Below are 17,233 nucleotides of genomic sequence, written 5' to 3'. Positions count from 1 at the left end.
GAAAATAAGCACTTTAAATATACTAACTTTTGCTTTTTTGTACAACTTTTTTAGTGAAATTATATCGAACTCACGTTAATATTATTATCATTTGGTTTTATCCAAGCTCAGGAAAAAATGATAACTAAATCAGGAAAAATAACATTTGAAGCTTCAGTTCCGTCATTTGATGAGGTAAAAGCAACAAATGAAAGTTCCTCATGCGTTTTAAACACAGCAACCGGAGAAATTGCGGCTTTGGCATTAATGAAAGGTTTTCGTTTTAAAATTGCTTTAATGGAAGAACACTTTAATGAAAATTATGTGGAAAGTGATAAATATCCAAAAGCTACATTTAAAGGGAATATTGAAAAATTCAATCTTAGCATTTTAGATAAAACAGCTAAAGATTTTATAATTAAAGGAAAACTTGAACTTCATGGAAAATCGAAAGACGTGAATATTCCTGCAAAAATTAAAAAAACTGAGAAAGGAATTGAAATTAAAGCAAATTTTTCGGTTAATGCAGATGATTTTGCTATTGAAATTCCGAGTGTTGTGAGTAAAAAAGTTTCTAAAAAAGTGAATGTACATTTAGATTTTATTTTAAAATAATAATTCCCAATCTGATAAAATCAAATTGGGAATTATTTAAAAGTAGAAAATAATTTTTTATCTACTCAAATACATTTTTCGTCTGGAATACAATTCATAGAATTGATCGTCTTTCAAATCTTCAATAAACAAAATACTTTCTCCGGTTGATTTCATTTCCGGGCCTAATTTTTTGTTTACGCCGTGAAACTTTCCAAACGAAAAAACAGGTTGTTTGATGGCATATCCTTTTAATTGCGGATTAAAAGTAAAATCAGTTACTTTATTTTCACCTAACATTACTTTTGTAGCATAATTTACATAGGGTTCGCCATACGCTTTTGCGATGAATGGAACAGTTCTCGATGCTCTTGGATTTGCCTCTATAATATAAACTGTGTCATCTTTAATGGCAAATTGAATATTGATTAATCCGACCGTTTTTAAAGCTAAAGCTATCTTTTTGGTATGATCTTTAATCTGTTGCATCACAAATTCGCCTAAGTTAAACGGAGGCAAAGTAGCATTACTGTCGCCGGAGTGAACTCCACAAGGCTCGATATGCTCCATAATTCCAATGATGTAAACGTTTTCCCCATCGCAAATTGCATCGGCTTCGGCTTCAATTGCCCCATCTAAATAATGATCTAGAAGCAATTTATTACCCGGAATATTTTTTAACAAATCAATTACATGTTCTTCTAATTCTTGTTTATTTATGACGATTTTCATTCCTTGTCCGCCCAATACATAAGAAGGTCTAACCAACAACGGAAAATCTAAAACATCAGCTAAAGCTGAAGCTTGGTCGGCATTTTCTGCCACTCCAAATTGTGGAAAAGGAATTTTTAATTCTGATAAAAGTTCAGAAAAACGACCTCTATCTTCGGCTAAATCTAATGCGTCAAAACTAGTTCCGATGATTTTTATACCGTAACGATCTAATTTTTCTGCTAGCTTTAAAGCAGTTTGACCACCTAATTGCACAATCACGCCTTCCGGTTTTTCATGTCGAATGATATCATAAATATGTTCCCAAAAAACAGGTTCAAAATATAATTTGTCTGCAGTATCAAAATCGGTAGAAACCGTTTCCGGATTACAATTAATCATAATCGTTTCATAACCACATTCTTTCGCAGCCAATACCCCGTGAACACACGAATAATCAAATTCAATTCCTTGACCAATTCGGTTTGGACCTGAACCAAGTACAATTATTTTCTTTTTATCTGAGACGACACTTTCGTTGTGAACATATTTTTCGCCTGTAACGGTTTCAATTTCAGCTTCAAAAGTGGAATAATAATAAGGTGTTTTAGCTTTAAATTCTGCCGCACACGTATCAACCAATTTATACACTCGATTTATCGATAATTCTTCACGCTTTTTATATACTTGACTTTCCAAACAACGAACCATGTGTGCAATTTGTCTGTCTGCAAATCCTTTTTGCTTGGCTTCTAGCAGCAATTCTTTGGGTAGAGAATTAATTTCATATTTAGAAATTTCTTTTTCTAACAAATGAAGTTCTTCATATTGTTTTAAAAACCACATGTCAATTTTTGTAATTTCATGAATTCTACTCAACGGAATTCCCATTTGAATAGCATCATAAATCACAAAAACGCGATCCCAACTGGCATACGTTAGTTTTTCAATAATTTGTTCGTAATTTTTATATCCTTTTCCGTCTGCCCCCAAACCATTTCGTTTAATTTCAAGTGATTGAGTAGCTTTATGAAGTGCTTCTTGGAACGAACGACCAATTCCCATTACTTCGCCAACCGATTTCATTTGAAGACCTAAGGTTCTGTCTGCTCCTTCAAATTTATCAAAATTCCAACGTGGAATTTTCACAATTACATAATCTAATGTTGGTTCAAAAAGTGCGGATGTAGATTTGGTAATTTGGTTCTGAAGTTCATCCAAATGATAACCCAAAGCTAATTTGGAAGCAATTTTGGCAATCGGATAACCTGTCGCCTTTGATGCTAATGCAGAAGATCTTGAAACACGTGGATTAATTTCAATCGCCACAATATCTTCTTTTTCATCAGGAGAAACGGCGAATTGAACATTACATCCACCGGCAAAATTTCCGATACTTCTCATCATCAAAATCGCCATATCACGCATTTTCTGGAATGTAGTATCCGATAATGTCATCGCAGGAGCAACAGTTATACTATCTCCGGTATGAATCCCCATTGGATCCATATTTTCAATCGAACAAATTATGACAACATTATCATTTTTATCGCGAAGTAATTCTAATTCATATTCTTTCCAACCCAACAAAGCCTTGTCAATCAACACTTCGTGAATTGGAGAAGCTTCTAAACCTCTGGTTAATAATTCGTCGAACTCGTCTTTATGATGAACAAATGCAGCACCTGAACCACCTAAAGTGAATGAAGGACGAATCACCAACGGGAATCCAAATTCCTGTGCAATTTCTTTTCCTTTCAAGAACGAAGTGGCAATTTTTGCTGGTGCAGCTCCTACTCCAATTCGCTCTAATAATTGTTTAAACTGCTCTCTGTCTTCCGTAATATTGATAGCATTGATGTCAACACCTATTAATCTTACATTAAAATCGGCCCAAATTCCTTTTTCTTCAGCTTCCAAACATAGGTTTAAAGCTGTCTGTCCTCCCATTGTTGGAAGAACCGCATCAATATTTGGATGCTTTTTTAGAATTTCGATGATCGATTTTGTTGTTAAAGGCAATAAATAAACATGATCAGCCATGGATGGGTCGGTCATGATGGTTGCCGGATTAGAGTTTATCAAAATTACTTCAATTCCTTCTTCTCTAATGGAACGTGCGGATTGTGAACCGGCATAATCAAATTCGCAAGCTTGACCAATAACAATAGGACCTGAACCTATGATTAATACCGATTTTATTGAATGATCTTTAGGCATTTTGTTGTTTTATAGTAGTTTAGTTGTTGTTTGAGATGACAAGTTATAAAAAAAAGGCGTTACTAAAAAAAGTAACGCCTTTATTATGATCATTGCTAATCATTATTTTTTGTGTCTTGGTTCGCAGGAAACAGTTAATTTGTGTCTTCCTTTGGCTCTTCTACGAGCAAGGACTTTTCTACCATTTGCAGTAGCCATTCTATCCATAAACCCGTGTTTATTTCTTCTTTTTCTTTTCGATGGTTGAAACGTTCTCTTACTCATTGTTTTGTATCTTTAAAATCGTGTATAATTTTCTTGTGTTGGGATTCCTAAAAACCGAGTGCAAATATACAAAGACTTTTTTTTCTCACAAGCAGTTTTATAAAAATATTTTCAATTCGTTTTATTACCTTTGCAATCACAAAAAATAAAGTTATAGTTATGTATCACAAAAATATCAAATTAGTTCTTGCGGCAGTTCTTATAGCCCTTGGAATTTGGCAGTTTACCGAAAATAATATAGGCAATGGAATCTTTCTCATTCTATTAACTGTATTTCCAATTTTTCTGTACTTTAAAAATGAATTTATTCTTTTGGCTTTCTTAAAATTGAGAAAACAAGATTTTCCAGGTGCTAAAAATTGGTTAGATAAGATAAAAAACCCTGAAACTGCTTTAGTAAAGAAACAACAAGGTTACTATAATTATCTTCATGGTTTAATGGTTTCGCAAACAAATTTGAATCAAGCCGAGAAGTTTTTCAAAAAAGCAATTGAACTAGGTCTTTCTATGGATATGGATTTAGCTGTTGCCAAATTAAATTTAGCCGGAATTGCAATGTCAAGAAGAAGAAAAATTGAAGCAACCAATTTGTTGAACGAAGCCAACAAGCTCGACAAACAAAATATGCTGAAAGAACAAATCACGATGATGAAACAGCAATTAAAGAAAATCTAACAAAAACATAGAATTACTAACTACTCAAAAATCGATTTGTACTAAACTGCAAATCGGTTTTTTTTATAAAATATAATCGATTGTAAATTGAGTAACCGCGTAAAAAATAAATTCAATCTACTCCTCAACAAATGAATCCATCCTTTACAATAAGTTATTTTGTAAAAAAGAAAACGTTATAGTTGTAAAAAATTCAAAAAAACAACTATACATTACCTATACAAAAGCAAAGAAATTGATTAAATTACAATCTAACAAACACCACTATTTATAGGGTAAACACAAACAATTAAAGCCTTTTCGCGACTTTAAAAAAATATAAAAAAATGTATAGTTAAAATATATAGAAGTACGACATTCATAATTAATTATTAGTTAAATTTGGAATTATCAAATATTAACTCAAAAAAATAAATATTATGAAAAAAATTACTCTTTTAATTTTCATTTTAACTGCTTCAATTGGATTCTCACAAAATCTAATTACGAACGGTGATTTCGAAAGCGGTACCGCAGGTTGGTCCGGCAATGCACTTAACGTAGTAACAGAAGGTGACAATAGTTATAACTCAGCAAATGTCACAGTAGCTGGAAATGCTTTTGACGTTAACTTAAGTTATGTAACTCCAATGACCACAATGGGGACTGCCTACAAATTAACTTTTACAGGTTTTTCTGATGGAGACAGAACAATTGTAGTTGGTGTTGGATTAAATGAAGGTCCTTGGACAGCAGTTACTGAAACAATTGATTTAACAAGTACTTCACAAACATTTGAATTAACTTTAATTACAAATTTTGCAAATGCTAACAGTCGCATAATTTTTGACATGGGAGCTGATACCGGCTTTGTAGGCATTGATGATGTGTCATTAGAAATCACAACAACAACATGTAACAATGGTGTTCAAGATGGAGACGAAACAGGTGTAGATTGTGGCGGAAGCTGTGCTCCTTGTTTAGTTTTACCTCCAACTGCAGCACCAACACCTCCAAACAGACCAGCTGCTGATGTTGTGTCTATCTTTAGTGATGCTTACACTAACATTGGATTTGACAATTTTGATGCCGGATGGTGCGGAGGAGCAGCAACGACTCTTGTAACAATAGAAGGAAATAATACATTACAAAAAAATCCAGGCGTTGTATGTCACGGAATTGATTTTCAAACAAATAGACAAAATTTAACAGAGTTTACTCATATCCATTTTGATTTTTACATTACTGATACAGATTTAACAGGAGATGTATTTAATTTAAAACTTGTTAATTTTAACGGCGGAGCAGCAGAGAGTTCAGCTTTAGAAATCAACATTAACGGAGGCTCTAATCCTCAATTAGTAGCAAATCAATGGGTTTCTGTTGATGTTCCAATTACTGCTCTTGGTGGTGTAGTAGCAAATAATTTAGCTCGTAATGATGTAGCTCAAATTGGTATCACAACAGCTATGGTAGATAATGTTTGGTATGATAATATCTATTTACACAAAAACACATTGAGTGTTTCAAGTTTTGACGCAGCTAAAATTAAAATGTATCCAAATCCGGCTACTACTAACTTCACAATTGAAGCAAAAGAAGCTATTGAAAAAGTATCTATATTTAATTTGTTAGGGCAAGAAGTTATTTCTAACAATGCAAATAGCCAACAAATTACAGTAGATATTTCATCTCTTCAAGTTGGTGCATATGTTGTAAAAGCAACTGTTAACGGAACCGTTTCAACTTCTAGAATTATTAAAGAATAACTATTTGAAAAGTACATCAAAAGCTGCCTCAACTGGGCAGCTTTTTTTTTTATAAAATGTGGGGTTTAAAGCATGCTCCGGATTTGTTAGGCCTTAGAAATTGATTTCAATTGTCTTTTTTGAGGGAAAACACTAATTAAGTAAACGTAAAACAAATAATTTCTAGTACTATACAAATTGATATAAACTATACAATAGATAATACCTTAGTCCTGTTAATAATCAAATTAAAATACAAATATTCTCAATTAATAACAAATCGAATAAAAGAAGCTTATAAACTTATAAATCATATTTTATAAGAACTTAAAAATGTTGTTAAGCCAATTATTGAAACGTTTCCGAAAACAAGCAATAAATCAACAAATCTTTTAAAAACAGACGATAAAGCAGACTTCTCAAACACAACAAACAACAAAAAGAAACTATACGCCACCTCAACATTATCGTTTGAACCCGTAGAATGCTAAAAAAAACAGTGATTCTGTTTCCTTTATAAAAATCCAATTAAAATGTACGTCTTAATTATAAAAGAAGCTTTTTTAAATTGAAAAAAAACTTATATCTATTTCAAAAAAACTATGCTTACGCCTTAATGATTAACCGTTTAGAAGTATTCATTAAATTTCACTAAACAAAGGAATGTGTTTGATATGTAATCTCCTTTTAAAAGAAGCATTTTTAAATTCACCTATGTAAATATAATTTTTGAGCAAAAAAGTTCTCTTTTTTTAATTTTTAATTGCTGTGTATATTTTTTGTTGAGGTTAATTTATTAATAATGTAATCTTTCATTACTATTTTTATAGAATCAAAAAATAAACTAACAACTTTTTGTATATTTCATTAATCTTTTTTAAACTAACAAACCAAATGAAAAAAATAATTTTATTGCTACTATTTTGGTCTTATTCACAATCTATTTTTTCTCAAACTGAAAAAGTATATGTAGACACGAATAATTCTCAAATGAAACTTAAAGTCAATGGAAAGGATTTTATAGTTAACGGAATGAATTGGGATTATTACCCGGTTGGCACAAACTATTCTTATAGTCTGTGGACACAACCCGATGGATTAATCCAAGAAGCATTAGACGAGGAAATGTCTTTGCTTAAAAACATGGGAGTAAATTCTATTCGTGTTTACACTGGAATTCCAAAAAAATGGATTGAATATATTCATACTAATTATGGTATCTATACGATGTTAAACCATTCTTTTGGAAGATATGGCTTAACATTAGATGGTGTTTGGACTCCAAATACTGAATATAGTAACGAAAAAACTAGAAAATTACTTTTAGAAGAAGTAAAACAAATTGCAGCCGAATATAAGGATACAAAAGGGCTTTTGCTTTTCTTATTAGGTAACGAAAACAATTACGGTTTGTTTTGGGATGGTGCAGAGACAGAAAACATTCCAATGGAAGACAGAAAATCTACTGTAAGAGCAAGATCAATGTATAAATTGTTTAATGAAGCTGCTCTGGCTATGAAAGCTATTGACCCTAACCATCCGGTTGCTTTGTGTAATGGTGATTTACTTTTCTTAGACTTAATTGCAGAAGAATGTAAAGATGTTGACATTTTTGGAACAAACGTTTATAGAGGCGTTTCTTTTGGAGATTTGTTTGATCGCGTTAAAAAAGAATACGGTAAACCAGTTCTATTTACTGAATTTGGTTCAGATGCATTTAATGTAATTACAAACCAAGAAGATCAAAAATCACAAGCCTATTATTTAAAAGGCAATTGGAAAGAAATCTATGAGAATGCAGCAGGTTTAGGCAAAGCAGGTAACTCATTAGGTGGTTATACTTTTCAATTTAGTGATGGTTGGTGGAAATTCGGTCAAACTACAGGTTTAGATGTTCATGACTCTAACGCTTCATGGTCAAACGGTGGTTATCAAAAAGATTTCTCCGAAGGTGAAAACAATATGAACGAAGAATGGTTCGGAATTTGTGCCAAAGGCCCAACAAATGAAAAAGGATTATATCAATTATATCCTCGTGCAGCTTACTACTTATTGAAAGATTTGCACAAATTCAATCCGTATGCTCCTGGAGCTAATCTGGAAAGTATTAATTTACATTTTGGAGATGCACAAATCATGGATGCAGCATTGAGAGCAAGAGGCGATAAAGCAGCCATGGGAGGAAATGATTCACAGGTTCTAAGAATAAGTAATCTTAGAGCGGAGTTTACTACATTTAACACTGGTGGAAGCTTAATTACAACTCCTGAATCAGATAATCCGGATACGAACGAATACCCTAATCAATTAGGATTTGATCACATGCAGTCTTACTTTATTGGCGTTGAAGGAAAACCTTCTGCGAATATGACAGCTAACGTAAATGTGAATATTTTAGGTCGCGTAGCGGAAAACCCTATCAATGAAATTTTCTACGAAAACAGAGGTCGTGCACAAAACGTTGAAACAGCAGATGGAAGAGTATTATCTACTGATATCAACCGTGTTCAAATATATAATGCTTCTTATAACTGGAACGCTAAAGACTTCGATTTAAGAGGTTTCTACAGAGTTGGTCATTATCATTGGGGTTATGAAGGCGATTTCTTTGGTCTTTATCCTGAAGCAAATTACGGGCCAAATTTAGACATCTACAACGGTGAAACTCTTGGTTTTGAAGTTGATGGAAAAAGAAGCCTAAAAGGATTAAAAGCGGCTTTCGGTCCACAATTATGGTGGGGGGCTAACCCTGCTTATTTATTGAAATATGCCAAACAAGTAGGAAAATTTAATCTAGCGGCTGTTTATCACGAAGATATCAATCAAGCCGAAGTTTCTCAATCAGTTTCATCTATTGCATTTCCTGTACCAAAAACTAGAAGAGCTACAATTTATGTACAGCGAAAAATAGGTAGCTTAGGCATCGAATTAGGTGGTATTTGGGGAGGACAACCATTAAATGGAAGAGAATTCCAAATGATGGATGGAGACGTAGTAAAAGTTGATAAAATTAACTCGAAAGATAATTGGGGAGGAAAAGCTAAACTTACTTTCTCCAAAGGAAAATTTAATGCTTATACACAAGGAGCTATCCAAGGTTTAGTAGCCAACGGAGGTGCTGATGCTACGCAAACCTTCACTGGTTGGAGATTAAAAGATACCGGTAGTGGAAACCAAATGAATTTCTTAGCTGGTTTCACATACAACGTAAATACCAATTTTCAAATTGCACCAAACTTTTTATGGCAAAAACCATTAGTAGAAGCAATGCCAAACGGTGTTGATGCACCAGGAAGATTGAGAAACATTTTAGACGACCCATTTATTGTTAGAGGAAACAGAGAAACTATTGGTGGTGAACTATTGCTTTCTTATGACCCAACTCCCGGAACTTGGATGTACGAATGGAACAATGACATGGTGGAAGATGCAAAATTTGCATTCAGCACAGGTTTTGTTTATCGTCATTTACCAACTACACAAGATGCGGCCATTGGTTTCTTATCTAATCGTTCTTCTTTTGCTTTTGAAAGATCTGCTCCCGCAGAAGATTTATGGGAATCAAATACTAGAATTGTTTCAAAATTAACTCCTGACTTTGGACTTATTGCAAACATCTACTTCGGAAACGGACAAGCAAATGGTGATTCAGACAGAACCATCAACAGAATGGGATACGATTTAAGAGCGATTTACAGAAAAGTAAAAGTTGTTACTTCATTAAAATTAAACGACTGGGGACCATTCGATTACCACAGAGATTTTAACTTAACTTATCCTTTACAAAGTGCTTTAGATATTTCAACTTCTGTTGGAAAGCCTAATTGGTTTATTTTACCGGATACCAGAATCGGAATCATGGGAATTTGGCGTTCATTAGATCAATATTCACCAAGATACTCTCCTACTGCTGTTCCACCAAATACTTTCCCTGCTGTACCGGAAATAAGTCCTGTTGGATTTGGAAAAGGTAACGAATGGGAAATTAGAACCTACATTCATATAAATATTGGAAAATAATTTTAAAAAATTGAAAAAATGAAAAATAGAAAAATTAATTATTTAGTAAAGACTCTACTTTTAGGATTGGTTCTAGTTACCAGTCTTAATTGTGAGAGAGATTTGTCCGATGAGGCTACCGATGCTACTTTTGCTAAGACAGCAGAAGTTTATACCGATGATTTCGTTGGAATGGGAAGCAATTTTTATTTCCCTTATGGTGATTCAAAATTCACAGCTTTTTCTGTTGATGTTGAACAAGGTTTTGAAAGCAATTCCTCTATACGAATTGATGTGCCAAACAATACTGATCCCGAAGGAGCTTATGCCGGCGGTATTTTTAGAATAGACGGTGCTGGTCGTAATTTAACAGAATACGATGCATTAACATTTTATGCTAAAGCCTCGCAAGGGGTTGCAGTTGGTGAATTTGGTTTTGGTGAAGATTTTGACCAAAACAAATACATGGCAACAATTACAAATGTTAGTGTTGGAACAAATTGGACAAAAATTATAATCCCAATTCCGGATGCTTCAAAATTATTGCAAGAAAGAGGAATGTTTAGGTATGCAGCCGGAACAAATGGCACAAATGGTTTTGGCTACACATTGTGGATAGATGAAATTAAATTTGAAAAATTAGGAACAATCGCTCATGGCCAAGCTTCTATCATGAATGGAAATAATGTGTCTGAAACTACTTTTGTTGGCGTTAATTCAAATGTAGAAGGTGTAATTTCAACTTTCAATTTACCTAACGGGGTTAACCAAGTTGTAAATTTAAGCACCGCCTATTTAGATTTTTCATCCTCTAACCCTAACGTAGCAACAGTTGATGCTAATGGGCTTATAACATCTGTGAGTCCAGGAACAGCTGTAATTACAGCTACAATTGGTGGTGTAGCAGCAACCGGAAGCTTAACGATTAATTGTGTAGGCACATTTGTTCACGCTCCTACACCTCCTCAAAATCAAGCAAATGTTATTTCGATTTTTTCTAATAAGTTTACAAATGTGCCTGTAAATTATTATAACGGTTACTGGCAACCATGGCAAACTACAGTTTCAAATGATTTTACCGTAAATAATGACGATATCTTAAATTACACCATTTTCAATTTCGTAGGTATCGAATTTAGTAACCCAACTATTGATGCAACAGCTATGACGCATTTTCATTTAGATGTTTTTATCCCAGGGCCTGTTGCTCCCGGAAGAGAACTTAGAGTAATTGTTGTAGATTTTGGTGCAGGCGGAGTTTTTGGTGGCGGTGATGATACTAGACATTCTACAACTTTTACAGCTCCAACATTAGTTTCGCAAAATTGGATTTCTATTGATATTCCTTTTGCAAACATGCCAAATTTAGCTAGTAGATCTCATTTAGCACAAATTATTTTAGAAGGTGGTGACGGTTCAGTTCTTTATGCTGATAACATCTATTTCTATAATTAATCTAATTTCTAACTTACTTCATAAAAAAATAAAAAATGAAATTAAAATATATATCAAATAAAAAGGGTTTCCTATTTGCTAGTTCTTTTCTATTGCTTTTGGCTTGTTCTGAAGACGAAAAACAACAAGTAATTACAAAAACTAATCTTGTAATGCAAGAAGAATTCGATACAAATGGTGCTCCTAATCCAGCTTTGTGGAGTTATAATATCGGAACAGGTAATAACGGCTGGGGAAATAACGAACTTCAATATTACACAGATAGACCTGAGAACATTGTTGTAGAAGATGGTATGTTAAAAATTACTGCTCGACAAGAATTGTATTTAGGTTCTTCATACACTTCTGCCAGAATTTTAACCAAAGGTAAATTTGAACAAAAATACGGTCGAATCGAAGCTCGAATAAAATTGCCTTGGGGAAAAGGTTTATGGCCTGCCTTTTGGATGCTTGGTGCTAATATTGATGAAGTAGGCTGGCCGCAATGTGGTGAAATCGACATCATGGAATACCTTGGCAACCAACCAACTAAGGTGTTAGGTACTGTTCATGGACCAGGTTATTCTGCAGGTGAATCTGTTTCTAAAACCTATACATTACCAAACAGTCGATTTGATACTGATTTTCACATTTTTGGTATCGAATGGGGTGAAAATTATATCAATTATTATGTTGATGATGTTCTTTACAATCAAATTACACCAGCCGATGTTGAGGGTGAATGGGTATTTAATCAACCTTTTTATATCATCTTAAACATGGCCGTTGGAGGAAATTTACCCGGTTCACCAAATGGTGACACCTCATTCCCACAAACAATGTTAGTTGATTACATAAGAGTTTACGAATAACAAAAAATTTAAAAAGTCTGAATTTCAAATAATTATGAGCCAAAGTTTGTATAAAATGAATGTTGAAGAATTAAATATAGATACTAAATCAATTTCCATGGAAATGGTTTCCATCAAAGGAGAAAGCTATTATAAAATAGTTAACTCAGATGCAATGAGACCATTTTTTATGAGCATTGTTAGTGATTCCAATCATTGGTTGTTTATTTCCAGTAACGGAGGATTAACAGCCGGAAGAAAAAATGCAGAATTCGCCCTCTTCCCCTATTACACCGATGATAAAATCACAGAATTTGCAGATATTACAGGAAGTAAATCGATATTTCAAATCCATTCCAACGAAGAAACTCTTATCTGGGAACCTTTTTCAGAACGTTTCAACGAAAAGTATAAAATCAGCAGAAATTTATACAAGAATACCTACGGCAATAAAATCATATTTGAAGAAATTTTTCACGATTTACAGCTTACGTTTCGATATCATTGGAATTCGAGCAATGCATTTGGCTTTGTGCGAACTTCAGAAATCATAAACGATTCGAATAAAAATTATAAAATCACCCTATTAGATGGAATTCAAAACATTCTTCCTCAAGGTGTAGAAAGCGGTTTGCAAGCAACTACCAGTAATTTGGTAGATGCTTACAAACGCAGCGAATTAGAAGAAAACAGCGGATTAGGGATTTTTGCACTTAGTGCCATTATTGTTGATAAAGCTGAGCCGAGCGAAGCTCTCAAAGCCAATATCGCTTGGTCATTGGGATTAGAAAATCCAATTTATTTACTTTCATCCAGACAAGTTGCTGCTTTCCGAAAAAATAAAAAACTAACAAAGGAAACAGATATTAAAGGTGAAAAAGGAGCTTATTTTGTTTCCACCGATTTGATTTTAGAAAGTAATTCAACCAAAAGTTGGAAAATTATTGCCAATGTAAATCAAAATCAGGCTCAAATAATTGAATTGGCAGAAGCAATTTCTACCGATAAAACGTTGGAACAAAAAGTGGCTGATGATGTCAATCTTGGCACGCAAAACCTCATCGCTTTGAACGCTACGGCGGATGGATTACAATTCACAGCTGATGCCCGAAAAGATACCCGCCATTTTTCGAATGTTTTGTTCAACATCATGCGTGGTGGAATTTTTGATAACAATTACCAAATTGAAAAAACCGATTTCACTACTTACATTTCAAAAGCAAACAAACTTGTTTTTGAAAAAAACAAATCCTTTTTAAACGAATTGCCAACCACTTTCGAGTATTCTGATTTGCAAAAACGTATTGAAAAGTTGCATGATGCAGACTTAATTCGATTGTGCATAGAATACCTTCCGCTGAAATTTAGCAGAAGACACGGTGACCCAAGTCGACCTTGGAATAAGTTTTCCATCAATACCAGAAGTGAAATAGACGGTTCAAAAATTTTAGATTACGAAGGAAACTGGCGTGACATTTTTCAAAACTGGGAAGCTTTAGCTTATGCATTTCCGGAATTTATTGACGGAATGATTCACAAATTTTTAAATGCTTCTACTTTTGATGGATATAATCCTTATCGAGTGACCAAAAGCGGTTTCGACTGGGAAGCCATTGAACCCGACAATCCGTGGTCGTACATTGGTTATTGGGGCGATCATCAAATTATCTATTTATTGAAATTTTTAGAGTTTATAGAAAAATACCAACCTGGTAAATTAAATTCGTATTTTGATAAAGATTGTTTTGTATATGCAGCCGTTCCTTATATCATCAAATCGTATGAGGAAATTGTTCAAAACCCAAAAGACACAATTGGTTACAGCCATGAATGGGAAGCAAAAATAAACACCAGAAGAAAAACAATTGGAGCAGACGGAGCTTTGTTGCGAGACAATAACGATGAAATTTATCACGTTAATTTGATTGAAAAAATTCTGGCAACTGTTTTGGCAAAAATGTCAAATTTTATTCCCGAAGCCGGTATTTGGATGAACACCCAACGCCCGGAATGGAACGATGCTAATAATGCATTGGTTGGAAATGGTGTTTCAATGGTTACTCTATATTATTTAAGAAGATTTTTAAAATTCTTTGACCAATTACTGGAGAATTCAAACCAAGAAACTATCAAAATTTCGAATGAAATGGTTGAATTTTATCATGCTATCAGAGAAAATCTTTTGGCATTTCAACCGCATTTATCTTCTTCGATTAATAATGAAAATAGAAAAAAAATAGTAGATGCTTTAGGAAATGCTGCTTCCGATTACCGTCATCAAATTTACAACAGTGGATTTTGGGGTAAAAAAAGAACGCATTCCATGGCCGGTTTAAAAACATTTACGAAAGTAAGTTTAGATTTTATTGATCATGCCATTAAAGCCAATCAACGTCCGGACAAATTGTTTCACGCATATAATTTAATGTCGATTGAAAACAATGGCGTTACTATTTCCTATTTAGCTGAAATGTTAGAAGGTCAAGTGGCCGTTTTAAGTTCAGGATTTTTAAACGGTAAAGAATCGCTTGAAGTGCTAAATGCGTTGAGAAATAGTTCGTTGTATCGCAAAGATCAAGAAAGTTATATTTTATATCCAAATAAAGAATTACCTAAGTTTTTAGAAAAAAATACAATTCCAAAAGAAAAAGTTGAATCGTCTGAATTAATGCAAACATTACTTCATCAACACAATTTTCAATTGATAAACAAAGACATCAAAGGAGGCTATCATTTTAATGGAAATTTCCATAACGCTAATGATGTAAAAACTGCTTTGGAAGAACTTGGAAAGCAAGAACAGTTGAAAGATTTAGTTACCAAAGATGCTGAAAAAGTGTTGCAAATTTTTGAAGATGTATTCAACCACAAAGCATTTACCGGTCGGTCCGGAACATTTTATGGATATGAAGGTTTGGGTTCAATTTACTGGCACATGGTTTCAAAACTGCACGTTGCCGTATCAGAAGTTTGCGAAGCAGCAGTTAACAATAAAGAAAGTCAAGAAATTATTGATGCCTTAATTGCTCATCATTATGAAATTGGTGAAGGAATCGGCGTTCATAAATCGCCCGAGGTCTACGGAGCTTTTCCAACCGATCCATATTCACACACACCATTCAATAAAGGAGCACAACAACCGGGAATGACTGGTCAAGTAAAAGAAGACATCCTTGCCAGAATTAGTGAATTAGGCGTAAAAATGAAAGGCGGAAAACTACAATTTCACCCTTCTCTATTACAAAAAAAGGAGTTTTTATCCCAAGCTAAAGAAGTGAATTTTATTTTGGAAGATAGCAGTAAAAAAGTAATGAAACTTGATGAAAATTCGTTGGCATTTACCGTTTGTCAAGTGCCGATAATTTATAAAATTGACTCATCAAATGCTCTTACAGTTTATTATAAAAACGGAACAAAAGAAGTGTTTCAAACCTTGGAATTAGATAAAAAAACAAGTGAAAAAATATTCCAGAGAACTGGAGAAGTTGAATCTGTATTCGTATCATTAACCGAGAATAACTTACGATAATGAAAAAGTTGATTTACATCATATTCCTCATGGTTCTATCATGTAATCAAAAAGACAATAACAATTTAGTCTCAAAAGAAATTACGGCCAAAATGATTTTAGGAAACGCAAACTATCAAGCTATTTGTTACGGAGGATATCGCACAAATTCTCGCGAAATTCAACCCACAATTGCTGAAATAAAAGACGATTTAAAGCTACTTTCTGCCATAAACATTAAAGTTTTACGAACCTATAATGTGCATTACGAAGAAGTTTCAAATTTGTTAAAAGCCATCACCGAACTAAAAAAAGATGATGAAAATTTTGAAATGTATGTAATGTTGGGTGCTTGGATCGACTGTAAAAATGCGTGGACAAATATGCCCCCAATTCATCATGAAGAAAGCGATCGCAATGCAATTGAAATTGCAGAAGCCGTTCGATTAACCAATCAATATCCTGATATTGTTAAAATTATTGCTGTAGGAAATGAAGCTATGGTAAAATGGGCAACAAGCTATTATGTTACCCCAAATATCATTTTAAAATGGGTGAATCATCTTCAGAATTTGAAGAAGGAAAATAAATTGCCAAAAGACGTTTTAATAACTAGTTCAGACAATTTTGCTTCTTGGGGAGGTGGCGATAGCGAATATCATGTAGAAGAATTAAATCAATTAATCAAATCCGTTGATTATATTTCGATGCACACCTACCCGATGCATGACACCCATTACAATCCCGTTTTTTGGGGAATTAAAGAAAATGAACAACAGTTATCTGATAAAGAAAAAATTGATGCTGCAATGCTCAGATCAAGAGATTATGCCATTAATCAATACAATAGTGTTGTTAAGTATATGAAATCAATTGGTGTAAACAAACCGGTTCATATCGGAGAAACAGGTTGGGCAACGCAATCCAACGAACATTACGGAAATAATGGTGCAAAAGCCACTGACGAATATAAATCAGCACAATTTTATATGTTGATGCGTGAATGGAGTAACAAAGAAAAAATTTCCTGTTTCTATTTTGAAGCCTTTGACGAAAATTGGAAAGATAGTGGTAATCCATCAGGTTCTGAAAATCATTTTGGATTAATTAATTTACAAAACCAAGCCAAATATGTACTTTGGAATCAAGTGGATAACGGAACTCTTAAAGGATTAACCCGAAACGGAAAACCAATTACAAAAACCTACAATGGAGATGAAATAGCCATGTGGATGGATGTTAAAACACCTACTTCTATTTTAAAAAACTAA

At 33.6% G+C, this 17,233-nt stretch carries 10 protein-coding genes; 8 read left to right on the top strand and 2 right to left on the bottom strand.

All coding sequences use genetic code 11. From position 1 onward, the window contains the following. Positions 1–117 precede the first annotated feature (117 nt). Positions 118–594, top strand: coding sequence for a YceI family protein (locus tag AC23MC_RS09210; RefSeq protein ID WP_487568074.1), 477 nt, complete (start codon positions 118–120; stop codon positions 592–594). Between the two features lie 57 nt (positions 595–651). Here the strand turns inward: AC23MC_RS09210 and carB are convergent, their stop codons facing one another. Next, positions 652–3,504: a carbamoyl-phosphate synthase large subunit gene (gene carB / locus AC23MC_RS09205; protein WP_487568073.1), complete on the bottom strand. Its 2,853-nt coding sequence runs from the start codon at positions 3,502–3,504 to the stop codon at positions 652–654. Between the two features lie 102 nt (positions 3,505–3,606). Further along, a complete protein-coding gene (gene rpmH, locus AC23MC_RS09200) occupies positions 3,607–3,768 on the bottom strand; it encodes a 50S ribosomal protein L34 (protein WP_026710894.1) in 162 nt (53 codons plus the stop codon). A gap of 159 nt (positions 3,769–3,927) precedes the next feature. On the opposite strand from rpmH, the gene AC23MC_RS09195 reads away from it, so the two are divergent. The 7 genes from AC23MC_RS09195 (at position 3,928) to AC23MC_RS09165 (ending at position 17,233) form a co-directional block, all read left to right on the top strand. Next, positions 3,928–4,443 carry a DUF2892 domain-containing protein gene (locus tag AC23MC_RS09195; protein WP_487568072.1) on the top strand — a complete coding sequence of 172 codons (516 nt, stop codon included), beginning with the start codon at positions 3,928–3,930 and terminating at the stop codon, positions 4,441–4,443. Positions 4,444–4,862: 419 nt separating this feature from the next. Then, entirely contained in the window at positions 4,863–6,191 is a 1,329-nt protein-coding gene (locus tag AC23MC_RS09190; protein WP_487568071.1) for a T9SS type A sorting domain-containing protein, read from the top strand. Between the two features lie 873 nt (positions 6,192–7,064). Continuing rightward, complete coding sequence (locus AC23MC_RS09185) at positions 7,065–10,190, top strand: glycoside hydrolase 5 family protein (protein ID WP_487568070.1); 3,126 nt, start codon at positions 7,065–7,067, stop codon at positions 10,188–10,190. 18 nt (positions 10,191–10,208) lie between these two features. After that, the gene (locus tag AC23MC_RS09180) at positions 10,209–11,624 is read left to right on the top strand and encodes an Ig-like domain-containing protein (protein WP_487568069.1); all 1,416 of its coding nucleotides are present in this window, start codon (positions 10,209–10,211) and stop codon (positions 11,622–11,624) included. A 35-nt stretch (positions 11,625–11,659) separates the two neighbouring features. Continuing rightward, on the top strand, positions 11,660–12,475 hold the full coding sequence (locus tag AC23MC_RS09175) for a glycoside hydrolase family 16 protein (protein ID WP_487568068.1): 816 nt from the start codon (positions 11,660–11,662) through the stop codon (positions 12,473–12,475). Positions 12,476–12,509: 34 nt separating this feature from the next. After that, positions 12,510–15,983: a hypothetical protein gene (locus tag AC23MC_RS09170; protein ID WP_487568067.1), complete on the top strand. Its 3,474-nt coding sequence runs from the start codon at positions 12,510–12,512 to the stop codon at positions 15,981–15,983. Continuing rightward, positions 15,983–17,233, top strand: coding sequence for a glycoside hydrolase family 17 protein (locus tag AC23MC_RS09165; protein ID WP_487568066.1), 1,251 nt, complete (start codon positions 15,983–15,985; stop codon positions 17,231–17,233). The genes AC23MC_RS09170 and AC23MC_RS09165 overlap by 1 nt, the downstream gene beginning before the upstream one ends.

It is taken from the genome of Flavobacterium sp. T50_26, from assembly GCF_057652995.1.
This window is presented reverse-complemented; position numbering and strand designations above follow the sequence as displayed.

Bases quoted from the DNA above. Each gene is read 5' to 3' on its own strand.
- AC23MC_RS09210 (WP_487568074.1), top strand. From the start codon at position 118: ATGATAACTAAATCAGGAAAAATAACATTTGAAGCTTCAGTTCCGTCA.
- carB (WP_487568073.1), bottom strand. From the start codon at position 3,504: ATGCCTAAAGATCATTCAATAAAATCGGTATTAATCATAGGTTCAGGT.
- rpmH (WP_026710894.1), bottom strand. From the start codon at position 3,768: ATGAGTAAGAGAACGTTTCAACCATCGAAAAGAAAAAGAAGAAATAAA.
- AC23MC_RS09195 (WP_487568072.1), top strand. From the start codon at position 3,928: ATGTATCACAAAAATATCAAATTAGTTCTTGCGGCAGTTCTTATAGCC.
- AC23MC_RS09190 (WP_487568071.1), top strand. From the start codon at position 4,863: ATGAAAAAAATTACTCTTTTAATTTTCATTTTAACTGCTTCAATTGGA.
- AC23MC_RS09185 (WP_487568070.1), top strand. From the start codon at position 7,065: ATGAAAAAAATAATTTTATTGCTACTATTTTGGTCTTATTCACAATCT.
- AC23MC_RS09180 (WP_487568069.1), top strand. From the start codon at position 10,209: ATGAAAAATAGAAAAATTAATTATTTAGTAAAGACTCTACTTTTAGGA.
- AC23MC_RS09175 (WP_487568068.1), top strand. From the start codon at position 11,660: ATGAAATTAAAATATATATCAAATAAAAAGGGTTTCCTATTTGCTAGT.
- AC23MC_RS09170 (WP_487568067.1), top strand. From the start codon at position 12,510: ATGAGCCAAAGTTTGTATAAAATGAATGTTGAAGAATTAAATATAGAT.
- AC23MC_RS09165 (WP_487568066.1), top strand. From the start codon at position 15,983: ATGAAAAAGTTGATTTACATCATATTCCTCATGGTTCTATCATGTAAT.